Source organism: Phyllobacterium pellucidum (assembly GCF_013327855.1).
GTDB lineage: Bacteria > Pseudomonadota > Alphaproteobacteria > Rhizobiales > Rhizobiaceae > Phyllobacterium > Phyllobacterium pellucidum.
In genome coordinates, this window is the sequence record NZ_JABUMX010000001.1 from 1,207,177 (window position 1) to 1,229,766 (window position 22,590).

The 22,590-nt window shown below is 58.8% G+C and carries 22 protein-coding genes; 15 read left to right on the forward strand and 7 right to left on the reverse strand.

Annotation, left to right across the window (positions count from 1 at the left end; translation table 11 throughout):
- Positions 1–13: 13 nt before the first annotated feature.
- The 8 genes from HQ945_RS05960 to recF all read left to right on the forward strand — a co-directional run bounded on the left by HQ945_RS05960 (position 14) and on the right by recF (position 9,003).
- Entirely contained in the window at positions 14–631 is a 618-nt protein-coding gene (locus HQ945_RS05960; RefSeq protein WP_051614603.1) for a TadE/TadG family type IV pilus assembly protein, read from the forward strand.
- Positions 632–709: 78 nt separating this feature from the next.
- Complete coding sequence (locus HQ945_RS05965; RefSeq protein WP_113279733.1) at positions 710–1,954, forward strand: phosphopentomutase; 1,245 nt, start codon at positions 710–712, stop codon at positions 1,952–1,954.
- Positions 1,947–2,840 carry a bifunctional DNA-formamidopyrimidine glycosylase/DNA-(apurinic or apyrimidinic site) lyase gene (gene mutM, locus HQ945_RS05970; protein ID WP_113279732.1) on the forward strand — a complete coding sequence of 298 codons (894 nt, stop codon included), beginning with the start codon at positions 1,947–1,949 and terminating at the stop codon, positions 2,838–2,840. Before HQ945_RS05965 ends, mutM begins: the two co-directional genes overlap by 8 nt.
- A gap of 19 nt (positions 2,841–2,859) precedes the next feature.
- Positions 2,860–3,633 carry an enoyl-CoA hydratase gene (locus HQ945_RS05975; protein ID WP_091950600.1) on the forward strand — a complete coding sequence of 258 codons (774 nt, stop codon included), beginning with the start codon at positions 2,860–2,862 and terminating at the stop codon, positions 3,631–3,633.
- A gap of 155 nt (positions 3,634–3,788) precedes the next feature.
- Complete coding sequence (gene rpsT / locus HQ945_RS05980) at positions 3,789–4,055, forward strand: 30S ribosomal protein S20 (RefSeq protein WP_027230438.1); 267 nt, start codon at positions 3,789–3,791, stop codon at positions 4,053–4,055.
- An 876-nt stretch (positions 4,056–4,931) separates the two neighbouring features.
- Positions 4,932–6,443 carry a chromosomal replication initiator protein DnaA gene (gene dnaA, locus HQ945_RS05985; protein ID WP_425500629.1) on the forward strand — a complete coding sequence of 504 codons (1,512 nt, stop codon included), beginning with the start codon at positions 4,932–4,934 and terminating at the stop codon, positions 6,441–6,443.
- A 179-nt stretch (positions 6,444–6,622) separates the two neighbouring features.
- Positions 6,623–7,741: a DNA polymerase III subunit beta gene (dnaN, locus tag HQ945_RS05990; protein ID WP_113279731.1), complete on the forward strand. Its 1,119-nt coding sequence runs from the start codon at positions 6,623–6,625 to the stop codon at positions 7,739–7,741.
- A gap of 113 nt (positions 7,742–7,854) precedes the next feature.
- Positions 7,855–9,003 carry a DNA replication/repair protein RecF gene (recF, locus tag HQ945_RS05995; RefSeq protein WP_113279730.1) on the forward strand — a complete coding sequence of 383 codons (1,149 nt, stop codon included), beginning with the start codon at positions 7,855–7,857 and terminating at the stop codon, positions 9,001–9,003.
- A 3-nt stretch (positions 9,004–9,006) separates the two neighbouring features.
- Here the strand turns inward: recF and HQ945_RS06000 are convergent, their stop codons facing one another.
- Together HQ945_RS06000 and HQ945_RS06005 are read right to left on the reverse strand one after the other, a co-directional pair.
- The gene (locus HQ945_RS06000; protein WP_113279729.1) at positions 9,007–10,170 is read right to left on the reverse strand and encodes an FUSC family protein; all 1,164 of its coding nucleotides are present in this window, start codon (positions 10,168–10,170) and stop codon (positions 9,007–9,009) included.
- 93 nt (positions 10,171–10,263) lie between these two features.
- On the reverse strand, positions 10,264–11,697 hold the full coding sequence (locus HQ945_RS06005) for a DUF1254 domain-containing protein (protein WP_113279837.1): 1,434 nt from the start codon (positions 11,695–11,697) through the stop codon (positions 10,264–10,266).
- A gap of 384 nt (positions 11,698–12,081) precedes the next feature.
- On the opposite strand from HQ945_RS06005, the gene HQ945_RS06010 reads away from it, so the two are divergent.
- Positions 12,082–13,743 carry an L-lactate permease gene (locus tag HQ945_RS06010; RefSeq protein WP_027230443.1) on the forward strand — a complete coding sequence of 554 codons (1,662 nt, stop codon included), beginning with the start codon at positions 12,082–12,084 and terminating at the stop codon, positions 13,741–13,743.
- A 52-nt stretch (positions 13,744–13,795) separates the two neighbouring features.
- Here the strand turns inward: HQ945_RS06010 and HQ945_RS06015 are convergent, their stop codons facing one another.
- The gene (locus HQ945_RS06015; RefSeq protein ID WP_027230444.1) at positions 13,796–14,560 is read right to left on the reverse strand and encodes an SDR family oxidoreductase; all 765 of its coding nucleotides are present in this window, start codon (positions 14,558–14,560) and stop codon (positions 13,796–13,798) included.
- A gap of 210 nt (positions 14,561–14,770) precedes the next feature.
- Between HQ945_RS06015 and HQ945_RS06020 the strand changes: the two genes are divergently transcribed.
- Positions 14,771–15,481: a glutathione S-transferase N-terminal domain-containing protein gene (locus HQ945_RS06020; protein ID WP_174207802.1), complete on the forward strand. Its 711-nt coding sequence runs from the start codon at positions 14,771–14,773 to the stop codon at positions 15,479–15,481.
- Between the two features lie 24 nt (positions 15,482–15,505).
- Positions 15,506–16,552, forward strand: a complete 1,047-nt coding sequence (locus tag HQ945_RS06025) for a LacI family DNA-binding transcriptional regulator (RefSeq protein ID WP_174207803.1) — start codon at positions 15,506–15,508, stop codon at positions 16,550–16,552.
- Here HQ945_RS06025 and HQ945_RS06030 read toward each other — a convergent pair.
- From HQ945_RS06030 to HQ945_RS06040, 3 genes are all read right to left on the reverse strand, one after another.
- Positions 16,549–16,875, reverse strand: coding sequence for a MocE family 2Fe-2S type ferredoxin (locus HQ945_RS06030; RefSeq protein WP_027230447.1), 327 nt, complete (start codon positions 16,873–16,875; stop codon positions 16,549–16,551). The two genes, HQ945_RS06025 and HQ945_RS06030, sit on opposite strands and share 4 nt — an antisense overlap.
- A gap of 25 nt (positions 16,876–16,900) precedes the next feature.
- On the reverse strand, positions 16,901–17,977 hold the full coding sequence (locus tag HQ945_RS06035; protein ID WP_174207804.1) for a fatty acid desaturase family protein: 1,077 nt from the start codon (positions 17,975–17,977) through the stop codon (positions 16,901–16,903).
- 208 nt (positions 17,978–18,185) lie between these two features.
- Positions 18,186–18,458 carry an usg protein gene (locus HQ945_RS06040; protein WP_027230449.1) on the reverse strand — a complete coding sequence of 91 codons (273 nt, stop codon included), beginning with the start codon at positions 18,456–18,458 and terminating at the stop codon, positions 18,186–18,188.
- Between the two features lie 106 nt (positions 18,459–18,564).
- Between HQ945_RS06040 and groL the strand changes: the two genes are divergently transcribed.
- A complete protein-coding gene (gene groL / locus HQ945_RS06045) occupies positions 18,565–20,193 on the forward strand; it encodes a chaperonin GroEL (protein ID WP_174207805.1) in 1,629 nt (542 codons plus the stop codon).
- A 135-nt stretch (positions 20,194–20,328) separates the two neighbouring features.
- A complete protein-coding gene (locus HQ945_RS06050; protein ID WP_027230451.1) occupies positions 20,329–20,622 on the forward strand; it encodes a GYD domain-containing protein in 294 nt (97 codons plus the stop codon).
- Positions 20,623–20,695: 73 nt separating this feature from the next.
- Here the strand turns inward: HQ945_RS06050 and HQ945_RS06055 are convergent, their stop codons facing one another.
- Positions 20,696–21,388 (reverse strand): winged helix-turn-helix transcriptional regulator, encoded by a 693-nt coding sequence (locus tag HQ945_RS06055; protein ID WP_027230452.1) that lies wholly within the window; start codon positions 21,386–21,388, stop codon positions 20,696–20,698.
- 162 nt (positions 21,389–21,550) lie between these two features.
- Between HQ945_RS06055 and HQ945_RS06060 the strand changes: the two genes are divergently transcribed.
- Together HQ945_RS06060 and HQ945_RS06065 are read left to right on the forward strand one after the other, a co-directional pair.
- Entirely contained in the window at positions 21,551–22,075 is a 525-nt protein-coding gene (locus HQ945_RS06060) for a DUF1801 domain-containing protein (RefSeq protein WP_174207806.1), read from the forward strand.
- 62 nt (positions 22,076–22,137) lie between these two features.
- On the forward strand, positions 22,138–22,560 hold the full coding sequence (locus tag HQ945_RS06065) for a DUF1801 domain-containing protein (RefSeq protein ID WP_174207807.1): 423 nt from the start codon (positions 22,138–22,140) through the stop codon (positions 22,558–22,560).
- Positions 22,561–22,590: the final 30 nt, after the last annotated feature.

Genomic DNA, 22,590 nt, shown 5'->3' on the forward strand with positions numbered 1-22,590 from the left:
GAAAGTGTGACGCATGAACAACCAAAAACAACAAAAGACCGCGAAATATTTGGCCCTCGTGATGAAGCGCTTTATCGGCGACAAGCGAGGCGTCGCAGCGCTTGAATTCGCACTCATTGCCCCCGTCCTCATCCTGCTCTACCTCGGTACGGTCGAAACGACCGAGGGGGTAAACGTCAACAAGGACCTCGGCCGGGCGGCGACGATGGTGGCCGATCTCGTCACGCAACAAACGACTGTCACGACTGCCCAGCTCGGCGACATCATGAAGATCGGGCAGGCGACGGTGCTGCCCTATCGCCGGGATACGCCGCAGATCACAATAACCTCCATCGATATATCCGCCGCCGGCAATGCGACCGTCCTCTGGTCGCGGCGGGTGGTAAATGGCACCGAGTCAAGGCCGTTCAACGCCGGCAGCGCCGTGACGCTCGACGCCAATCTGCGCATCCCCAGCACCACCGTGGTGCAAGTTAAGGCCGAACTTGCCTATGTGCCGATCATCCCCTGGACGATCACCGGGCAGACGAACACCGCCGCCGGTGCTTCGGTTATCGGAATTCACATGTCGAAGAATACCTATGGCCGCATCCGGCAGGGTTCAAACGCGGTGACCTGCACCAACTGCTGAGGACGCTCCGCCACCATTGATTTGTCACGGCGCGCCGTTTGACCTATCTGTGATGTCTGATTTTACTCGGAGTATCGCATGGCTCGCGCTTTCCTTTTCGTTCTCGACTCCTTCGGCATCGGCGGCGCACCGGATGCCAAGGCTTTCGGCGACGAAGGTTCAAATACGTTCGCGCACATCGTCGAACGATGTGCTGCCGGCGAGGCCGACAAGGAGGGCCTGCGCCAAGGCCCTCTGCTTGTTCCCAATATGAGCTCGCTCGGCCTCTTCCACGCCGCCAACATCGCCTCGGCTTTTCCGGTATCATCGCGGGCCCCTGCCCCGGTCGGTTTGTGGGGCGCGGCCGAAGAAACCTCGAAGGGAAAGGATACCCCTTCCGGTCACTGGGAAATTGCCGGCGTTCCGGTGGCATTCGATTGGGGCTATTTTCCCCAGACCGTCCCGACATTCCCCGAAACCTTGATCGCCGACACGGTTCGGCTTGCACAGCTTCCAGGCATCCTCGGTAACAAACACGCCTCGGGAACTGACGTGATCGAGGAACTTGGCGAAGAACACATCCGGACGGGCATGCCCATCTTCTATACATCCACCGATTCCGTGGTCCAGATTGCCGCGCATGAGACGTATTTCGGGCTGGAACGCTTGTACAAGCTTTGCGAAACCGTGCGCGAGCTGGTCGATCCGCTGAATATTGGCCGCGTTATTGCCCGGCCATTCATCGGTGAGGCGAAGGAAACATTCGAGCGCACCGGCAATCGCCGCGATTATTCCGTGCCGCCACCAGAGGCGACGCTGCTGGACCGCCTTACCGATGCCGGCCGCATGGTCATCGCCATCGGCAAGATCGGCGATATCTATGCGCATAAGGGCGTAGGTCAGGTGCGCAAGGCCAACGGCAACATGGCGCTCTTCGATGAAACCCTGGTCGCGATGGACGACGCACAGGATGGCGACCTCGTGTTTACCAATTTTGTCGATTTCGACATGCTCTACGGCCACCGGCGCGATGTCGCAGGCTATGCGGCAGCGCTAGAGGCCTTCGACATGCGCCTTCCCGAGGCTATCGCCAAGCTCCGTCCGGGCGATCTCATGATCCTTACCGCCGATCATGGCTGCGACCCGACCTATCAGGGCACGGACCACACGCGCGAACGGGTTCCAGTGCTTTGCTACGGTCCGGATCTGCCCAAAGGCTCGTTCGGCGTACGCCCGACCTTCGCTGATATTGGCGAGACGGTCGCCGCCCATCTCGGCATTTCCCCCGGCCTCCACGGCAAGAGCTTCCTCAAGGGCACGGGAGAGCGCAGCCCAGATGCCTGAACTACCTGAGGTTGAAACCGTCCGGCGCGGTCTCCAACCCGTCATGGAGGGCGCGACCATACTTGGCGTGGAGCAGCGGCGCCCCGACCTGCGCTTTCCCTTCCCCGAGCGCTTCGCCGAGCGTTTGACGGGCCGGCGCATCGAAGCGCTCGAACGGCGCGCCAAATATCTCATCCTTCATCTCGATAACGGTCTCGGCGTCATCAGCCACCTTGGCATGTCGGGATCCTATCGCATCGAGCAAGGCGAAGCGGCGGAAACGCCCGGCGATTTTGCCCATGAGCGCTCGAAGAACGCGCTGCACGACCACGTGGTGCTGCAACTCGCCGCCAAGGACGGCAAGACGAGCCGCGTCGTCTATAATGATCCGCGGCGCTTCGGCTTCATGCTCTTTGCCGAGCCCGGCGAACTCAACAACCATCCGCTGATCAAGGGTCTTGGCACCGAACCGACGGGAAACCGCCTCGACGGCGCCTTGCTGGCGAAGCTCTTTCACAAGAAGGCGGCGCCGTTGAAGGCGGCACTTCTCGACCAGAGGTTGATAGCCGGGCTTGGCAACATCTATGTCTGCGAAGCGCTGTGGCGCGCGGAACTCTCGCCATTGCGATCGGCAGGGAGCATTTCCGGCACGGATGGCGCGCCAACCGATGATGCAAAGCGACTCGCGACAGCGATCCGGGCTGTCATCGTTGACGCGATCAAGGCCGGTGGATCGAGCCTCAAGGATTACCGGCAAGCCGATGGCGAACTTGGCTATTTCCAGCATTCGTTCTCGGTCTATGACCGTGAAGGCGCCCCGTGCCCGCGCAAGGGTTGCAATGGCACGGTGTCGCGTATTGTCCAAAGCGGGCGCTCGACCTTCTATTGCCCCGTGTGCCAGCATTAGCGATTGAGGAGGATCAACCATGACTTATGAAAACATCATCGTCGAGACGCGCGAAAAGGTGGGCTTCATCCGGCTCAATCGTCCGCAAGCGCTCAATGCGTTGAATTCGGCGCTGCTCGCAGACCTTGCAGGCGCACTTGAAGCGTTCGACAAGGACAACGATATCGGCGCGATCGTCATCACCGGGTCGGAAAAGGCTTTTGCCGCCGGCGCCGACATCAAGGAAATGCAGACGCTTGCATTCGCCGACGCCTATCTCGGCGACTATTTCAGCGAGTGGGAGCGCGTGACCCGGCTGCGCAAGCCGTTGATTGCTGCGGTCGCTGGCTATGCACTTGGCGGAGGCTGCGAACTCGCCATGATGTGCGACTTCATAATTGCCGCCGACACCGCGAAATTCGGCCAGCCCGAGATCACTCTCGGCGTAATGCCGGGAATGGGCGGATCGCAGCGCCTCACCCGTTCGGTCGGCAAGTCGAAGGCAATGGACCTGTGCCTGACCGGTCGCATGATGGATGCGGCCGAGGCCGAGCGTTGCGGCCTGGTGTCCCGGGTGGTTCCTGCGGCGGACCTCGTGGCCGAGGCCGTCAAGGCGGCCGCGAAGATTGCCTCCTTCTCGCTGCCCGTCGTGATGATGACCAAGGAGACCGTCAACCGCGCCTATGAGACGACGCTCTCGGAAGGCTTGCGCTTCGAGCGCCGGGTGTTCCACTCGATGTTTGCGCTCGAGGACCAGAAGGAAGGCATGGCGGCCTTTGCCGAAAAGCGGGCGCCGTCCTTTAAAAATCGCTGAACGAAAATATCCCCGAATTCATCAGCGATTCCAAGTTGACGCAAAAGCAAACGTCATCTATAAGCCCCCCAACGTTCGGTGGCCCCTCGGCCACCCTATTATTTTGTGACGGCTGCTTTCAGGCTGCCGATTAGCTGACAGAAAAGAGAGGCATCATGGCCAACACTCCTTCGGCCAAGAAAGCGGCGCGCAAGATCGAAGCCCGCACCGAAGTCAACAAATCCCGCCGCTCGCGCGTGCGCACCTTCCTGCGCAAGTTCGAAGATGCGGTTGCAAGCGGCGACCAGGCGGCTGCCGCCATCGCCTTCCAGGCTGTCGAGCCGGAAGTCATGCGCGCTGCCTCGAAGGGCGTCCTTCACAAGAATACTGCCTCGCGCAAAGTATCTCGCCTCTCGGCTCGCCTGAAGGGCATGTCTGCTTAATCAGACCTTCATATTTATATTTGAAAACCCGGCATCTATTTAGCCGGGTTTTTTTATTTGGGCCTGATTCTGGGAATAAATTCGTTACCCGGGGAAAAGATTGTGGCTTATCAAAACCATGACATCTGGTGGTCACAAATCGATTAGGACAAAAAGCGTCAATCATCAATTTGTGTGTTTTTTCAACGGGTTATAAAAGGTAGTAATTATAACTCGGGACCGTCCGGTGGAATCTCCGACCACACCCGCTGTCAAGCGTAAATTTATAAATTTTTTTTCTGTGTGTCTGGTCGCAGTGCAACAAAATCTGAGCCTCAAAAAAAGCCTTGAATCCGAACGGTTTTTCCAAGTTGAGCCGGGGACACTTAAAAAAAATCAAATTCCATTAACCTTTTATTCATCAAAAAACCCTTGGGCCGGACTTGCTCTTCCTGCAAAGGTTTTTGTAAGGTCCAAGACATCGAAGGGGTGGGCAAAACCCATTTAACAGGCTTATTAAATAGTGGGTTCGGGCGCAGATTTGACCGTTTGCGTAACGAGTGGTTTTTGTCAGTACTCAGCCCATCGGGGTTGGGTTGTTTCATAAATCGAGCGGGTTGGCGACGCTGGCGTGAGCCGGGCGTAAGGCTTGACGCGCCTAACGAGAGGGATGCGAACGTGGTTGTGACAGATATTCTGAACAAGTTATATTCAGTACAACACTGCGTGATCGCCAAATCCTCAATCTGTTAGTTACGGCATTAACCAGACGAGCCACTGGGGCGGCTCGTCGGTCATCACTGCCTGACGGTGATACGTCGGCAAATAGAAAACACGGGCGTCTCTACGACCCGAATGAAATACCAGGATGAGGCGATGACAATGACCAGCGGAATAATGGAAAACGGCACAAATGCCATGGTCCCGCTCCATGTGGATGAGGGGAAAGACATGGCTTCGGCCGGCAGCGAAATGATATTCGAGCGTGTCAAAAGCAAGCTCAAGGCGAAACTCGGCAGCGAGGTCTATTCGAGCTGGTTCGGCCGCTTGAAACTCGACGAAACGTCGAAGAGCATCGTCCGGCTGTCCGTGCCGACCGCCTTCCTGCGCTCGTGGATCAACAATCATTATTCCGACATGATCACCGCGCTCTGGCGCGAGGAAGAAGAGCAGGTTCTGAAGGTCGAGATCGTCTTCCGCAGCGCCAGCCGTGCCATCCGACCGATCTGTGACGCTGAGGCACCCCAGCGTGCCGAGACCCGTGCGCTGGCCCGTGAGAAGCCGGTCTTCCCGGTCGGCACCACCTCGCAGGAAAAGAAGGCTCCAGCGCATTTCGCCGATCGTTCGCAGAACTCGGTTTTTGGCTCGCCGCTTGATCCGCGCTATACGTTCGAGACATTCGTCGACGGTACGCCAAACCGCGTGGCGCTTGCTGCGGCGCGCACCATCGCAGATGCCGGCGCCAGCGCCGTCCGCTTCAATCCGCTGTTCATTCATGCGTCAGTCGGGCTCGGCAAGACCCATCTCCTGCAGGCTATCGCCGCCGAGGCGCTGAAGCGCCCGGAGCGTGCCCGCGTCGTCTATCTCACCGCCGAATATTTCATGTGGCGCTTTGCGACAGCAATCCGCGACAACAATGCGCTATCGTTCAAGGAACAGCTTCGCGATATCGACCTTCTCATCATCGACGACATGCAGTTCCTGCAGGGTAAGTCGATCCAGCACGAATTCTGCCACCTGATCAATACGCTGCTCGACAGTGCCAAGCAGGTCGTCGTTGCTGCCGATCGTCCGCCTTCCGAGCTTGAATCGCTCGATGCCCGCGTGCGCTCACGTCTGCAGGGCGGCGTTGCCCTGGAGATGATTTCGCCAGACTATGCGATGCGTCTCGAAATTCTCAAGCGCCGTCTCGCTGCTGCCCAGCAAGAAGATCATTCGCTGGATATTTCCATGGAAATTCTCGACCACGTCGCCCAGTCCGTGACCGGCAGCGGCCGCGAACTTGAAGGCGCGTTCAACCAGTTGCTGTTCCGCCAGACGTTCGAACCGAACCTTTCCGTCGACCGCGTTGATGAACTCCTCAGCCATCTCATGCGTGGCGGCGATGCCAAGCGCATCCGCATCGAGGAAATCCAGCGCATCGTCGCTCGCCACTATAACGTGTCGAAGCAGGACCTTTTGTCGAACCGGCGTACACGCACGATCGTCAAGCCGCGCCAGATCGCCATGTACCTCGCCAAAATGCTGACGCCGCGTTCCCTGCCGGAAATCGGCCGTCGTTTCGGCGGTCGCGATCATACCACTGTCCTTCATGCCGTGCGCAAGATCGAGGACATTGTCGGCAAAGACCAGAAACTCTCGCAGGAACTCGAACTGTTGAAGCGCCTGATCAACGAACAGGCCCAATAGGACACATCTTATCAACAGAAAGCCTGCGGTATGGTACGCTGATGCCTGCCGCAGGCTTGCTTTTTAAGGCGAAGTTCTGCCAATTTGCTTGACCCTGGGGAATAAGCGCCCCGCACCGGAGGAGGATTGCAGATACGCCGCCCTCCTGCCGGAATAGAAGTCAGCGAGACCGGTTTATCATGCGTGTAACTCTTGAACGTTCCAACCTTCTGAAGTCGCTCAATCATGTCCACCGCGTGGTCGAACGGCGCAATACCATTCCGATCCTGTCGAATGTCCTGCTCAATGCCGACGGCGCCAGCCTCGCCTTGAAGGCTACCGATCTCGATCTCGAAGTGACGGAAGCAACAAGCGCGCAAATCGAGCAATCCGGTGCGACGACTGTTCCGGCCCACCTCCTCTACGACATTGTCCGTAAGTTGCCGGACGGTGCCGAGGTGATGCTGGCCACCAATACGGATGGCAATTCCATGGCCGTCACGTCCGGCCGCTCGAACTTCCGCCTGCAGTGCCTGCCACAGTCCGACTTTCCGGAGCTGACCGCTGGCTCGTTCAGCCACACCTTCCGCATGCCGTCGAGCGCGCTGAAAAGCCTCATCGAGCGCACGCAATTTGCCATCTCCACCGAAGAGACGCGATATTATCTCAACGGCATCTATTTTCATGCCATCGAGAGCGACGGCAAGCTGAAGCTGCGCGCTGTCGCCACCGACGGCCATCGCCTTGCCCGCGCCGAACTCGAAGCGCCCGCCGGGGCCGAGGGCATGCCGGGGATCATCATCCCGCGCAAGACCGTCGCTGAATTGCAGAAGCTCGTCGATGATCCGGATATTACGGTGACTGTCGAACTCTCCGAAACCAAGATCCGCTTCACCATTGGATCGGTCGTCCTTACCTCGAAGCTCATCGACGGCACGTTCCCGGATTATCAGCGCGTCATCCCCTCGGGCAATGACAAGAAGCTGTCAATCGACCGGCAAAGCTTTGCTTCGGCTGTCGATCGTGTCTCGACGATCTCGAGCGAGCGCGGCCGTGCCGTAAAGCTTACGATCGGCGATGGACTGCTGACGCTGACCGTCAACAACCCGGACTCCGGCAGTGCCACCGATGAAATTGCCGCAGATTATGACGCCGATCCGATCGAGATTGGCTTCAATGCCAAGTACCTTCTCGATATTACCGCGCAGTTGACCGGTACAGAGGCAGTGTTCATGCTGGCCGATGCGGGTTCACCGACACTGGTGCGCGATACGGGCGATGAAAATGCGCTCTATGTCCTCATGCCGATGCGGGTTTAGGGCAATCGCCGCAGCATCCAATGGGTGAACTTGTTATAGTCCCGTCACCCTCCTCTGCGTGGAAGCGCAGTCGGGGGTCGAGTGGCCTTCCAGGGGGCATGCGGTAGGCCTCCATGGAAAATAGTCTCCCACCAGCGCGCGTTTCGATCAGCCGGCTGAAGCTCGCCAATTTCCGCAACTATGAGAGCCTCTCGCTGCGGCTCGGGCCATCGCATGTGGTGTTGACGGGTGAAAACGGTGCGGGGAAGACCAATCTCCTCGAAGCAATTTCGTTTCTTTCGCCTGGCCGTGGATTGCGCCGCGCCGTTTATACGGATGTAACCCGCAGCGGAGCACCTGACGGTTTTGCCATCCATGCCGCCATTGAAACGGAGGAAGGCTCGGTCGATGTCGGAACCGGCCTTGCCGGCAATGCGCCGGGCGAAAGCGGACGGCGCGTCCGCGTTAACGGTGTTACCGCCACAAGCGCCGATGAACTTCTCGACTACGCGCGTATCCTCTGGCTCGTGCCGGCGATGGACGGCCTCTTTACTGGCCCTTCCGCCGACAGGCGGCGTTTTCTCGACCGCATGGTTCTCGCCATCGACCCCGCCCACGGCAAGCGCGTGCTCGATTATGAAAAGGCGATGCGCAGCCGTAATCGACTGCTTACCGAAGAGCGTGCCGACGACGCCTGGCTCGATGCAATCGAAACCCCGATGGCCGAACTCGGCATAGCGATTGCCGCAGCGCGCGCCGAACTGATGCGGCTGATCAATAACATGATCGAACGCTCGCCCGACGACAGTCCCTTCCCCAAGGCCGATTGCCTCATCGAGGGCGCCCTTGAGCAGCGCATCGGCATTGAGGCGGCAACCGATGTGGAGGAGATTTTCAGGCGAGCGCTTCGCGATGGCAGAAGCCGCGACCGCGCCGCCGGGCGCACGCTCGACGGTCCGCACCGCTCCGATCTCCTCGTCCGCCACCGACCAAAAGCGATGCCCGCCGAGCTGTGCTCGACAGGTGAGCAGAAGGCACTGCTGATCGGTCTTATCCTTGCGCATGCGCGGCTGACCGGAAAGCTTGCCGGCATGGCGCCCATCCTGCTGCTCGATGAAATAGCCGCGCATCTCGACGAGGGCCGCCGGGCGGCCCTGTTCGACATTATCGAGGAACTTGGCGGCCAGGCATTCATGACCGGCACGGACACTTCGCTGTTCGACAGCCTTCGCGGACGGGCGCAATTCTTCAACGTGTCGCATGGTGCGGTCGCGCCGAACTGATCGCTATTCCCTTGGCATGTTGTCGGGTTCGGCCGCCATTCCAACTTTCGGCGGCGATTTATCCGCGAAAAGCAGATGCCAGGCGAGCAGAACTGGTTCGAGGATTACGATGCCGAGCAAAATTCCAGCCAGGCGGTTCAAACCCGGCTCCGGCGCGGCATTCATGTAGTTGTCGGGAACGAGAACGACAAGGAAAGCAAGCGCGAACTGGATGCCGATATAGCTCGTCGCCGGATTGCCGTTCTCGACGTGCCGTCCGATAATTACGGCAACGCAAAGGGCAAGCGTCATCAGCAAGGGGGAATGATGGCTGCTCAACAGGACCGCGATGGCGAGCACGCCGCCGGCAGCGCAACCGACAAAGCGCATCGCGATCTTCGAGGTGACCGGATTCAATACGCTTGATTCAAGCGTTGCCACGGGCAACAGCATGACAGCCATGATGGTAACGCTCGACTGGCTGAGCGATGCAAAGCCGGTCCACCGCCAGATGAACGGGATGAACGCCAGCGCGATCCCGGCCTGGAGCGCGTGGAGCGCAGCGCCCTTGTGCCAAAGCGTTGCAGCCGGGGTCGCGAGGGGCGTCGCAGTCTTCGGCTCGTCTCGCCGCAGCGCGCGGCGAATGGTCCAGTTGGACAAGGCGCTGACGATGATGCAGGCGAATGTGCCAGCAAGGATTTCGACGATACGCGACCGGGCAAAGGGAAACACCGAGCTCGCGGGCTGCATCATGCCTTCGATCAGGATCATGCAGAAGGTAAGTCCCGTGAAAAGCCAGGCATAGCTGCGCCGGCTGACAAGCGCGAAATAGAGCGTCGTTGCCCCGATCAGCGCCAAGGCCAAGGCGAGCGGAAACGATTTGTCGGCGATAAGCGGCGCGAGGATAAGCGCAACGATCGCGCCTGCTATCGTTCCCGTGATCCGAAGCGTCCCGCGCATGACACTTTCCGACAGCCGCGAGCGCATGACGGCATAGCCGCTGAATGCGGCCCATCCGACATATTGCGCTCCAAGCGCATGGGCGAAGACAATTGCAAGCAACACCGACAGGACGCATTCAAGCTCATCGACGAGCCGGGGCCCCGGGCGGCCGACCGAACGGAGTTCATCCGTAATCGCCTTCCAAAGGCTGCGGGAGACACCGAAGAGATGCCGAATGAAGTTCATGAGGATGTTTTAGAGTTTTGCGCACTTAAATAGAAGCGCTCCGGAAATACAAACGCGCGGCGCCGTTGCGAGCGCCGCGCGGCTGCGTTGCTGTTACTGCGTCACCAAGGGCTGCAAGGCAGGCGCGACAATGACGGCCGGCGGGTTCCATTTTCCCGTGAGGGCCTCGGATCGCGGCCCATAGAGCCGCATCGTCAGGTTGAATGGACCTTCAGGCGCGGGCAACCAGTTGGCTTCTTTGTCGGCGCCGGGGCTCTTGTTTTGGAAGTAGAGATCGAGCGAACCGTCGGCATTATAGCTGAACGGCATCCAACTGCTGACAGCAAAGCGATTGAGCGGATTGCCAACCTGGAAACCCTCCATATCATAGAGCGTGACCGACCAGAATGCATCGACCGGCGGGAGTGATTGCTTGTCGAAATGCAGGGTGTAATTCCGGGCGCCGGTCAGAGGATCGCCTTTTTCATCTGCGAGATTGAGCGGGTAGATCGCGTCCTCAGGCAGGTTTGCACCCAGACCGAGTTGCGCCACAATCGCCCGCTTGAGGTAGTAATTGCCGTAAACGCCCATCGTATCGGTATTCATCGACCAATAATTGGCGACGCGAGCAAGCGTCGGCACCTTCCACTCCATAAGCTTTCGCGCTTGGGCGGGCACGTCTTGCAGCCCTTTTGCAACGGCCGGATCGAGCTTGCCTGCGTCGAAGCTCTTGCCGGGTTCGATGCCGATCCGCTTCATGCGTGCGATGATCGGCTGATCGGTGATATGCGGCGGATTGACTTTCAAGACGTCGGCCGCGTAGGCGAAGAATTCGTTTGCGGACATGCTGTCGACCGTCTTTTTAGGCGGCGTCTTCATATCGACCGAGGGATCGATCGTCACCTTGGCGGCTTCTGCAGTCTTTCCCCATTGCGATAGCGGAGTGATCTTGTAGCCCGCCTGGATCTTGTGAACCGCGTCGTAGTCTTCCGGTCCATCGGTCTTGGTACGGCCGATGATCCAGACATGGGGAGTCGGCGCGTCTATCCGCTGGAGCCCTTCTGGCAGATCTTTGCCTTGCCAGCCGGGTGGCACCAGCACGTAATCGGCCTTGGCCGTACCAGTGGTCCGCCAGCCGGGTGATGCGAAGACGTCCGACCACAGGTCGAGCATGGGAAGGAGGTAATAGCGCCCGCCGGTATCGGGTGCGGATACGACCATAGGCTCCTTGGTCATGTCGAGCCAGGCGGAGGAATAGAGGGTGTCGAAGTTGGGCCTGACCACATCGCGGTAGTCTGCGGTCGGAAATTCCGGAACGTTGACGAAGGTGTTGGCCGGCCCTCGCCCCATGACTTTACCGGCCTCGATATTTGTTGCTTGCCGCCGCGTCACGTCCATCGTCACCATGGGATAGAAGTAGACATAGGCATCTATGCCGATCGTCGCGGCCTCCTCCTCGGTAATAGCGTCAGCTGCTGCTGCGCCATGAACCAATGCGCCCATAACAATGAGCGCGGCAGCCACTTGGCTTATTATTCTCACTTTCATGTTGGCCTCCGTTGGAAGTCCGCGCGCCATTCATTGGTTTCATGCAATGGGCTTGCGTCCGGTTTTCTTGAGATCGTCTGTTCGCGTCACAAGCTGCGACGCCGATGCGGCATGAAACTGCGTGGAAGATTTGCGTGAGTTGGAACTGCATCCCAGCAAAAGCATTCTGCTTCCATTGGTGACCAGCAACCCGTTTACACGCAAGTATGTTACGGTAACACACGTCTGGATTGTGTTGAGTTGCTTCGAGACGTCGGCGAAAGGCATCGGACTTATCAAACGCTTTTGTGAGTAAGTCGCCTTGCAATATTGGACTTTCGACGTACCAACTAGGGACAAGACCGATTCATCTGCCACATACATTCGTCATGGAGCGTATTCAACATGTGGAATCAGGTTTACAACCCCTTCAATAACGCCGTTCTATCGACTATCGCCGCATCGATACCTGTTGTCGTTCTGCTTGCGATGATCGCATCGAACAAGGTCAAGGTGCACATCGCCGCGATCATCGCCCTGGTCGTTGCCAATCTTGTCGCCATCTTCATCTTCACAATGCCCGCCGGCATGTCGGTCAGGGCATCGCTGCTTGGCGTTGTAACCGGCTTCTTTCCGATTGGCTGGATCGTCCTCAACGTCATATTTCTCTACAGACTGACCGTCGAGAAGGGCATCTTCGAGACGCTGCAGAACACGATCGGCGGCGTTACCCGCGACAGGCGCTTGCAGATCCTGCTGATCGCCTTTTCTTTCGGTGCCTTCTTCGAGGGCGCGTCGGGATTTGGCACGCCGGTTGCAGTCACCGCAGCGATCCTTATCGGCCTCGGCTTCTCGCCGCTTGCCGCATCAGGCCTGTCGCTGATTGCCAACACCGCCCCGGTCGCCTACGGCGCGCTCGGCACACCCATCGCCGGCCTGTCGAGCGTGACGGGTATTGACCCGTTTCTGCTCGGCGCCATGGTGGGACGGCAATTGCCGTTTTTCTCGCTGATCATACCATTCTGGGTCGTCTGGGCGTTTGCCGGCTGGCGAGGCATGAAGGAAGTCTGGCCTGCCATTCTCGTCACCGGCGTTTCCTTCGCCGTGCCCCAATTCCTGATTTCCAATTTCGTCAACCCCTGGATCGTCGATATCGGCGCTTCCCTGATCTCCATGGCCTGCCTCATAGGCTTTCTTCGCATCTGGCAGCCGCAGGTCATCTGGACCTCGGCCAAGCTGCGCATCCGCGACGACTCCGCAAGCCAGGTCCCACCGGTGAAGGCAAACAAGCGCGAGCCGACGCGCAAGGAGGTCTGGGCCTCACTGACGCCGTGGATCATCGTCTGCGCGGTGCTTCTGCTTTGGGGTACTGATTGGTTCAAGGGCATGGTCAATCCATGGGCGACGTTGAGCTACGAGGTGCCGGGCCTCAACAACCAGATCATGAAAGTCGCGCCGATTGCTGCCACCCCGACGCCGGAAAAGGCAGTCTTTGCCTTCACCTGGCTCTCCTTTACCGGGTCCGGCATGCTGATTGCAGCCATCATTTCCGGCTTCATCATGGGTTACAAACCACTTGAATTGATCACGGCCTATGGCCGCACGATAAAGCTGTGCGCCTACTCGCTGATCACGATCTCGGCGATGCTTGCCATCGGAACGCTCACCCGCCTCTCCGGCATCGATGCGACGCTCGGCCTCGCTTTCGCCGCGACCGGTGTGCTCTATCCCTTCTTCGGAACCTTGCTCGGCTGGCTGGGCGTCGCCCTGACGGGATCGGATACCGCCTCCAACGTGCTCTTTGGCAATCTGCAGAAGATTACCTCCGAACAACTCGGTCTTTCACCGATACTGATGAGCGCGGCCAATTCGTCAGGCGGCGTCATGGGCAAGATGATCGATGCCCAGTCGATCGTCGTCGCCTCCACCGCTACCAACTGGTACGGGCATGAGGGGACGATCCTGCGCTTTGTCTTCAAGCATTCGATCGTGCTGGCCTGCCTCGTCGGCATTCTGGTCATGCTCCAGGCCTATGTGTTCACCTGGATGATTGTCACGCCGCCTTGATTTTGGCCCTCGAGCCTGACTAGTGCGGGCCCGAGGATCAACGTCGAGCAGATTACGTCCGTGTGATCGAGACACCGCCATCGACCAGCGAGGCCGTGCCGGTCACGAACGAAGCGTCGTCGGAGGCCAGGTAGACCACGGAGCGCGCCAGTTCCTCCGCGGTCGCGACCCGCTTCAAGGCATGAAGGTTGGTGATGAATGCCTTTGACTCAGGCGTATTGTTCATCTCGCGGTACATGTCCGTATCGACCGCACCTGGCAGGATCGCATTGACGCGTATATTCTGCGGTCCGTACTCGGCGGCCAGCGACTGGGTGAGGCCTATAATGCCGGATTTGCTGGCGGCATAGGCAGCAACGCCCGGGAATGCGAAGCTGTAGCCGACGAAGGTGGACGTGAAGATGATCGATCCGCCACCGTGCTTCAGCATCTCCGCGACCTGATGCTTGGCGGCAAGGAAAGAGCCGGTCAGGTTGATCGCAATGGCATCGTTCCAGCCTGCTTCAGAAACGCCGGTCGTTGGGCCCGCTTCTCCCATAACGCCGGCATTGTTGAAGGCGATGTCGAGCCTGCCGTAATGTTCCGCAGCGAGTTGGACGAGGCCCTTGGCATAATCTTCCGAACGCACGTCGCCGGCAAGGGCAACGGCATCGCCGCCATCGCTCTCGATTTCGAGCACCAGTGCGTCAAGCTCTTCCTTGCGCCGCGCGCCGACGACAAGCTTTGCGCCCTCCATGGCGAACAGCTTTGCCGTCGCCCGACCGATACCGGCGCTCGCACCGGTAACGATCGCCACTTTTCCAGATAATCTGCTCATGTTCTTCTCCTGATGTCTGATGCGGGCTGAGGGTCAGCCGCTATTGTTGGACTTGATAGTGGTGATTGGCCTCGGTTCGAAGTAGGTGGCAGATGGCGGAACTGGTTTTCGGAAAAGCCGAACAATCACAGGAACTCGCCAACGTGGATGCGCGTTCGCCTGCATGCTAGCCTACCCGCTCCAGAATCAAATCCCCCCAAGGAGACGTGAATGTCCGATCTATCCGCTTTCCCCATTGCCAGCCGTTGGCCGGCACAATATCCGGACCGGCTGCAGCTTTATTCTTTTCCGACCCCGAACGGGGTCAAGGTGTCGATCGCGCTGGAAGAACTTGGGCTGCCCTACGAGCCGCATGCGGTCAATATCGGCAAGAATGAAAGCTGGACGCCGGAGTTCCTGTCGCTCAATCCCAACGGCAAGATCCCCGCGATCATCGATCCCGATGGTCCGGGCGGCAAGCCGCTCGGCCTCTTCGAATCCGGTGCCATCCTGCTTTATCTCGCCGAGAAGACCGGCAAGCTCATTCCCGCGGACCCGAGCCTGCGGTACGAGACCATCCAGTGGGTTTTCTTCCAGATGGCCGCAATCGGGCCGATTTTCGGACAGGTCGGATTCTTTCACAAGTTCGCAGGCCGCGAGATCGAGGACAAGCGGCCGCTCCAACGCTACGTTGATGAATCGAAGCGCCTGCTCGGCGTAATCGAAACGCGGCTCAGCGGGCGTGAATGGATCATGGGCGACGAATACAGCATAGCCGATATCTCCATGCTCGGCTGGGTGCGCAACCTTGTCGGGTTCTACGGCGCGCGGGAAATCGTTGATTTCGACAGGCTCAAATATGTCCCCGGCTGGCTGGAGCGCGGACTTGCCCGGCCCGCCGTGCAGCGTGGCCTCGATATTCCACAGCGTCCGGCAGCCTAGCGCCATGCAGCCTCGGAGCGGTTGATGGCGCGTAAGAAGGTCATACTGAGCGAGGTTGCCGAGCTTGCCGGAGTTGGTATCGCTACGGTCGATCGTCTGCTCAATGAGCGCGGCAACGTCAAACCGGAAACGGCCTTGAAGATCATTCGGGCTGCGCGACAGCTCGGTTTGCAGCGCATCCTGCCCGCGACCTATCATAAGGGACTGCGCCTGGAGGTAATACTCGCGCGGCCCTATTTGCCCCTGATCAAGCGCATGAACCAGGCGTTCATGCAGCTTGCACCCAGCCTCGACCGCTCGGTTACCATTCAGCGTAGCTTGCTCAAGGACGACAAAGCGGAACACATTGCCGAGCGTATCCGCGCCACGACTTGCAATGCGGTGATCATCTATGCGCAGGAGGATCCCGCGATCATCGGCGCCGTCGGCGCCATAACCGCAGCGGGTATTCCGGTGATCACCGTCATCTCCGACCTGCCAACCTCAGCGCGCTTCGCCTATGCCGGAATAGACCATTACGCTGCCGGGCGGACGGCGGGCTACTTCATGGCTAAGTTTGCGCGGCAACCGGGTCGCGTCATTGCCCTGTGCTATGACCTCGGAATCAGGGGCCATGCCGACCGCATTCGGGGTTTGACAGATGCAATCAATGTCCACGGCGCCGGGCTTACACTGGCGGAGCGTCTTGAGGGGCGCGACGATTCTGAAATTTCCGAGCGGCTCCTGGTCGATGCACTGAAATGTCACCGCAATATTGTCGGCGTCTATAATGCCGGTGCTCCGAATGACGCCGTTGAACTCGCCCTTCGCAAGAGCGCGCTGCAGCAACAACCCATCTTCATCGGGCACGAGTTAACCCCGCAATCGTGTAAAATGTTGCGAGAGGGTACGATGACGCTCGCCATCGACCAGAACCCGCAGCAGCAGGCGCGGCTCGCGGTCGACATCCTGCTGCACCACTTCGGCTATGCCGAGCATCCCGAATTCAAGACACCTTATAGCGCGACGATCGACTTCACGCTGCACGGACCGGAGAATGTCGGGAAGACATCCGATCGCACGGCAAGCTAACCAACGGAGATGAGGACTTTCCCGTATTCGACCTTGACCGGATAGGTACGCAGGTTCACGCAGACAGGAGCGCCCTTGGCCGCGCCGGTTCGGTAATCGAAGCGGCCATTATGCTTTGGGCACTCAATGACATGGTCCATGACGAGCCCGTCAGCAAGATGCACCTTCTCATGGGTGCAGAGGCCATCGGTGGCATAATACTCGTCGTCCGGCGAGCGGAAGATCGCGAAAGTGCGACCGTCGTGGTCAAAGCGGATAACATCCTCCTCGTCGATGTCATCGGCGTCGCACGCTTCGATCCAGGTCTTCGAAACAGCATTCATCGTCAGTTCTCCTCAAAATTATTGTTCACTCGGCGGGCGCGGCAAAGCGCATGTCGGGTGCGGCCCGAATCGTTCCCGGCAGCGGCCGCTGGACAAAATAGCCGGGGTCCTTCACCTGCCTGATCAGCGCCGGGATGATTTCGCGGTAAACGTCCCAGATGGACGGATAGACCGGAGGGCACTGGTCCTTGATCATGGCATGCAGTTGCGGGAGGGCATAAAACGGCACCATAGGGAACATGTGGTGCTCGATGTGGTAGTTCATGTTGATGTAGAGGAAGCGGAACACAGGATTGGTCTCGAATGTCCGCGTGTTGAGCCGGTGGTCGTAGACATCCTCGTCGAGCCCCGCATGCTGCGTGATGTTGAAGAGCTGCGCCAGCGGACCGCCATAAAAGCGCGGCAGGACGATGTACAGGGCAGGCAGGATCGAGGCAAAATACCAGCAGGCGGCTCCGGTCGCGACGAAGATCGCAACGTAGATGCGTGACGACCAGAACACCTTGGGCTGTTCGCTGTCAGGAACGAAGTGACGGCCTTCCCCGTTCAGGCTGCCACAGGCGTGGCGAAGGATCGAAGCCATCTGGATCAGGCCGGACTTCAGGAAGAAGAAATCGAGAATGATACCTGGAATATCGGGCGGACGCGGCACTGCAATTTCGGGGTCGCGGCCGACGATGATCGTGTCTGTATGATGCCGCGAATGGCTCCAGCGCCAGTAAAAACCCTCATGCAGGGTCATGAAGCCGTTGAGGTGGTAAAGCGCCTCGTTGATCCAGCGCGTCTTGAATGGCGTCCCGTGCGAAAGTTCATGCGCGCGGTGATCGCTGGCAGCGTAGAGAACACCATAGGCGGCGAAGAATGGAACGCACCAAAGCGTGCCCCATGTCAGAAAAGCGCCGGCACCCGATACGGCAAGCAATGCGAGCCAGAGCCCAAAATGGCGCAGCGAGACCAGGTCTGAACGCTTCATCAACTGCTTGAAGACCTTGCGGTCGACTTTTGCGGAAAACCATTCGGATTCGACGCGGTGCTCGAAGCCAACGTCGGTCAGTACCGCGGCTCGCGCTGCGTCGCCAACAAGCGCATAGCTTTTCGTCATTTGATTATCCTCCGCAACTGCGCCCCGCCGGCCTCTTATTGCCCGTGCATCGAAATTACCTTTCCGAATGCAGCCCGGTCCATTTGGATATTGATGGTTTTCCATCATCTCGCCTGTGGGCGGGCGGATTGTCCGGAGGATATTTCAAATAGGGAGAACAGGCCCGATGCGCCCTTATCGGCGCTGAAGCGTTCCAGGGGCGCCGCAATCAATGCAGCGATATGATGCCGTCCACTGCGCGCCATTCACGCGGCGAAATCAGGTGCTGGTGGACGATCCGGACTGAGTGTAGCGGCCCCTCGATGTCCTTGCACCAGAAATCAAGAAAGCCTTTCAATTCCGGGAAAGACGGAGCAAGATCGTATTCCTGCCAAATGTAAAGCTGCAGAAAGCTCGGGTGGTCGGGAAGGCGATAATGTATCTCGGCCGTTGTCAGACCGTAGCCTTTTAGCTGAAGTTCGAATGCTCTGCTTGTTGTCATGAATATTTCCCTTGTGGATCAACTCATGCGTCACTGTGAATCTTGTCAGATTCCGCTGTGTTTTCAAGGAAAATTACAGAACTTGTAAAAGGGAGGAGTGAGGACCATGGCTGCAAAAGAAGTCAAATTCAGCGCCGAAGCGCGCGATCGCATGATGCGCGGCGTCGATATACTTGCCAACGCCGTCAAAGTGACACTCGGTCCCAAGGGCCGCAACGTCGTGATCGAGAAATCCTTCGGAGCGCCGCGCATCACCAAGGATGGCGTCACCGTCGCCAAGGAAATCGAACTCGAGGATAAATTCGAGAACATGGGAGCCCAGCTGCTGCGCGAAGTCGCTTCGAGGACGAGCGATGTTGCCGGTGACGGCACGACGACAGCTACCGTTCTTGCCCAGGCCATCGTGCGCGAGGGCGCGAGGGCTGAAGCTGCGGGCATGAATCCGATGGATTTGAAGCGCGGCATAGATATCGCCGTGGAAGCAGTCGTTGCGGAACTGAAGCGCAATGCCCGTAAAATCTCCAACAATTCCGAAATTGCCCAGGTGGGAACCATCTCCGCCAACGGCGATATCGAAATCGGCCAATATCTGGCCGACGCCATGGGGAAGGTCGGGCACGAAGGCGTCATCACTGTCGAGGAGGCAAAAACCGCCGAGACCGAACTCGAAATCGTCGAGGGCATGCAATTCGACCGCGGTTATCTCTCCCCCTATTTCGTCACTGACCAGGACAAGATGCGGGTCGAATTCGAAGATCCCTATATCCTCATCCACGAGAAGAAGCTCTCGAACCTTCAGGCAATGCTGCCCATTCTCGAAGCCGTCATCCAGTCGGGAAGTCCGCTGCTGATCATCGCAGAAGATGTGGAGGGCGAGGCATTGGCCACGCTCGTCGTCAACAAATTGCGCGGTGGGTTGAAGGTCGCAGCGGTCAAGGCGCCTGGCTTCGGCGATCGGCGCAAGGCCATGCTCGAGGACATAGCGATCCTCACCGGCGGCACCGCGATTAGCGAAGACCTCGGCATCAAGCTCGAGAACGTCACACTCGACATGCTCGGCCGTGCCAAGAAGACGATCGTCGAGAAGGAAACGACGATTATCGTCAACGGCGGCGGCACGAAAGCCGATATCGATGCACGAATTGTGCAGATCAAGGCCCAGATCGAGGATACGACATCCGACTATGACAAGGAAAAGCTGCAGGAACGGCTTGCCAAACTTGCCGGCGGCGTTGCCGTGATCCGGGTTGGCGGCTCGACCGAGGTCGAGGTGCGCGAACGCAAGGATCGCGTCGACGACGCGCTTCACGCGACACGGGCGGCCGTGGAAGAAGGAATACTTCCCGGTGGCGGCGTTGCGCTCCTGCGTTCAGCCAAAGTGCTTGAGGGCCTGCAGGTCAAGAATGCGGACCAGCGCGTCGGTATCGAGATCGTGCGGCGGGCCATCGAGATGCCCGTGCGACAGATTGCGGAGAATGCTGGCGCGGAGGGCTCGCTGATCGTCGGCAAATTGCGCGAGAATAGCGACTTTGCATTTGGGTGGAACGCCCAGACCGGCGAATATGGCAATCTTTACGAGATGGGCGTGATCGATCCGGCAAAGGTGGTGCGCAGCGCGCTGCAAGGCGCTGCCTCGATTGCGGGTCTCCTCGTCACGACCGAAGCGATGGTCGCCGATATTCCCAAGAAGCCCGCGGCTCCAGCCATGCCTGCGGGCGGCGGTATGGACTACTGATCAAGTCTTTGCGGGTGCGTCTGTCGCAGGCCTTGCATTGTTCCACCCTGCCAACAGGACTATAGTTAATCCGGGGATGCGGAGGGAGCAAAATCGCGGCCACCGGCACGAGCCGTGCCGCGGGGGAGGTTAGCGATGACCACATATGTTGTTCTCTTGAACTGGACTGAACTTGGCCTCAAGAACGCCGGGGACTCGCCTAACAGGCTCGACGGTGCGAAGAAAATGCTCAAGGAAATGGGTGGTTCGTTCGATCAGTTTTTTCTGACGATGGGCGAATATGACATGGTCGGCATTATGACGGCGCCCGACGACGCGGTCATGGCGCGCTTTACGCTCGGCCTTGGGCAGAAGGGTTTTGTGCGCACGCGTACGCTGAAGGCTTTCCCGGAGGCAGCCTATCGCGAAATCATCAAATCGCTGGGCTGATTGTCGTCTGAAAGGAACAAAGGAAGCCGCAAGTCATGCTTGCGGTTTCCGCGCTGCGGCGATTTCACCAATCCTATGAGACCATGCGTTGCTGTGGGGCAAATGTGCTGAGGCCGAGCCATTGCTGCATGGCGCTCGCAATGCTGGGGTCGCCGTCGAATTCGACGCGGCCTGCTTCGACCTCGCGCCTGACGGCCGAAAGTCCCATCCAGATCGCCGTCATGCTCTTCAGCGAGCTTGTCACCAGAAGATCGACATCGAATCCCGGATCGAAGCCGCAAAGGTCAACGGAACTGCCGTCGACAACCAGCCAGAAATTCTGCCTGGTTTCCGGCAGTTCGGGGTACAGAAACTGAATCGTGCAGCGCCGTTTTGGCAGCGGCTTCGGATTGAGGTTGCGGCGCATGTCCCACATCAGCAGGGAGGGATCGAGATTGCGCAGCGACAGTTCCGATTCAACCCAGCGCTGCCCCCAGGAGCCAATGCCGAGCACGATTGCCCGCAGGTCTTCGCCAGCGGGCGAGAGATGATACTCGGTCGTGCCGTTGGCGTTGGTTACGACCTCTACCACCCCCGCACGTTCAAGCTCTTTCAACCGTTTGGACAAAAGCGCAGGCGACATGCGCGGCACGCCGCGGCGCAGATCGTTGAAACGCGTCGTTCCCATCAGCATTTCGCGTATCACGAGCGTCGTCCAGCGCGAGCACAATATCTCCGACGCCATCGCAACCGGACAGAACTGCCCGTATCCTCCACGTTGTTCCATTGTTCCCACCGGTCTTCCTGACCCTTTTCTTAAGGCAAGAATACCCTAAAACGCGGTCGAATCCTACCGGCTGGACATTTCGGGTCGGAACGTTGCCTTGTGCCGAAGTCTGCGGATACAACTATGCCCTGTCTTTTAAACGCTGCTCGAAAGGTTGGACGTATGACCGATACTTCGAATGAACCGCGTACGGTTGCCCAAAAGAAACCGGGCAAGACCGTCAAGAAGAAAGCGAAGGAACTCTCCGGCAAATCACCTGCCCGCAAGCCCCAAGGCACCCCCGCAGAGCCCAAGCTCTTGTCGGGCGGAAACCCTCAGATTGCGAAAGCTGACGGCGACGCGCCCGTTCAGGCCTATATCGCGGCGATGCCCGGCTGGAAAAGCGAGGCCGGCCGACGCCTGGACGCGCTGATCGCTCGCACCGTTCCTGATGTGCGAAAGGCGGTGAAATGGAACTCGCCGCTCTACGGTATTGAAGGTCAGGGATTCTTTCTCGGCGTCCACTGCTTCGACAAATACATAAAGGTCGCTTTCTTCCACGGCGCGTCGCTGAACCCGATGCCGCCTGTCGAATCCAAGGACAAGAACACCCGTTACTTTCACATCCATGAGAACGACGCGATCAATGAGGAGGAACTGGCGGCGTGGATCCGTCAGGCCGCCGCCCTGCCCGGCTGGGTCCCCTGATTTGATCAAGTAATATAGGCTTGCCTGCACGAATCGGGTCCGGAACTGGAGGAACAGTACCCATGAATCCCTCGGAACATATTGACCAGCTTATCGAAAAACTCGGCGACTGGCGCGGGGAGATGCTCGCAAGCCTCCGCAAGACTTTCCTTGAAGCCGACAAGGAGATCGTCGAGGAATGGAAGTGGATGGGTAGCCCTGTCTGGGAGCGCGACGGGATCATCGCGGTGGGCAATGCCCACAAGGAAAAGGTGAAGCTGACGTTCTCGCACGGCGCAAGCCTTCCGGATCCAGATAAGCTTTTCAACAATGGCTTCGGGGGCAAAGTGTGGCGCGCGATCGACGTCCACGAGGGTGACAAGGTTGACAAGGACGCTTTGAAAAAGCTCATTCGCGCCGCCGTCGAATTCAACCAAGCCAAGAAACTGGCAAAGAAAGCCGCGCCACGCACACGGGCGAAAACGGCCAAGGGCGAAGCCGAATAGGCTAGTACATTTCCTGAACTGGACGAATTG

What these genes read in the sequence shown, in the direction of transcription:
- HQ945_RS06035 (WP_174207804.1), bottom strand. Translation starts at nt 17,977, where the DNA reads ATGACGAAAAGCTATGCGCTTGTTGGCGACGCAGCGCGAGCCGCGGTA.
- HQ945_RS05975 (WP_091950600.1), top strand. Translation starts at nt 2,860, where the DNA reads ATGACTTATGAAAACATCATCGTCGAGACGCGCGAAAAGGTGGGCTTC.
- HQ945_RS06000 (WP_113279729.1), bottom strand. Translation starts at nt 10,170, where the DNA reads ATGAACTTCATTCGGCATCTCTTCGGTGTCTCCCGCAGCCTTTGGAAG.
- HQ945_RS05960 (WP_051614603.1), top strand. Translation starts at nt 14, where the DNA reads ATGAACAACCAAAAACAACAAAAGACCGCGAAATATTTGGCCCTCGTG.
- recF (WP_113279730.1), top strand. Translation starts at nt 7,855, where the DNA reads ATGGAAAATAGTCTCCCACCAGCGCGCGTTTCGATCAGCCGGCTGAAG.
- HQ945_RS06040 (WP_027230449.1), bottom strand. Translation starts at nt 18,458, where the DNA reads ATGACAACAAGCAGAGCATTCGAACTTCAGCTAAAAGGCTACGGTCTG.
- HQ945_RS06055 (WP_027230452.1), bottom strand. Translation starts at nt 21,388, where the DNA reads ATGGAACAACGTGGAGGATACGGGCAGTTCTGTCCGGTTGCGATGGCG.
- HQ945_RS06030 (WP_027230447.1), bottom strand. Translation starts at nt 16,875, where the DNA reads ATGAATGCTGTTTCGAAGACCTGGATCGAAGCGTGCGACGCCGATGAC.
- HQ945_RS05965 (WP_113279733.1), top strand. Translation starts at nt 710, where the DNA reads ATGGCTCGCGCTTTCCTTTTCGTTCTCGACTCCTTCGGCATCGGCGGC.
- HQ945_RS06065 (WP_174207807.1), top strand. Translation starts at nt 22,138, where the DNA reads ATGAATCCCTCGGAACATATTGACCAGCTTATCGAAAAACTCGGCGAC.
- HQ945_RS06050 (WP_027230451.1), top strand. Translation starts at nt 20,329, where the DNA reads ATGACCACATATGTTGTTCTCTTGAACTGGACTGAACTTGGCCTCAAG.
- HQ945_RS06020 (WP_174207802.1), top strand. Translation starts at nt 14,771, where the DNA reads ATGTCCGATCTATCCGCTTTCCCCATTGCCAGCCGTTGGCCGGCACAA.
- HQ945_RS06060 (WP_174207806.1), top strand. Translation starts at nt 21,551, where the DNA reads ATGACCGATACTTCGAATGAACCGCGTACGGTTGCCCAAAAGAAACCG.
- HQ945_RS06025 (WP_174207803.1), top strand. Translation starts at nt 15,506, where the DNA reads ATGGCGCGTAAGAAGGTCATACTGAGCGAGGTTGCCGAGCTTGCCGGA.
- groL (WP_174207805.1), top strand. Translation starts at nt 18,565, where the DNA reads ATGGCTGCAAAAGAAGTCAAATTCAGCGCCGAAGCGCGCGATCGCATG.
- HQ945_RS06015 (WP_027230444.1), bottom strand. Translation starts at nt 14,560, where the DNA reads ATGAGCAGATTATCTGGAAAAGTGGCGATCGTTACCGGTGCGAGCGCC.
- mutM (WP_113279732.1), top strand. Translation starts at nt 1,947, where the DNA reads ATGCCTGAACTACCTGAGGTTGAAACCGTCCGGCGCGGTCTCCAACCC.
- dnaA (WP_425500629.1), top strand. Translation starts at nt 4,932, where the DNA reads ATGGAAAACGGCACAAATGCCATGGTCCCGCTCCATGTGGATGAGGGG.
- HQ945_RS06010 (WP_027230443.1), top strand. Translation starts at nt 12,082, where the DNA reads ATGTGGAATCAGGTTTACAACCCCTTCAATAACGCCGTTCTATCGACT.
- dnaN (WP_113279731.1), top strand. Translation starts at nt 6,623, where the DNA reads ATGCGTGTAACTCTTGAACGTTCCAACCTTCTGAAGTCGCTCAATCAT.
- rpsT (WP_027230438.1), top strand. Translation starts at nt 3,789, where the DNA reads ATGGCCAACACTCCTTCGGCCAAGAAAGCGGCGCGCAAGATCGAAGCC.
- HQ945_RS06005 (WP_113279837.1), bottom strand. Translation starts at nt 11,697, where the DNA reads ATGAAAGTGAGAATAATAAGCCAAGTGGCTGCCGCGCTCATTGTTATG.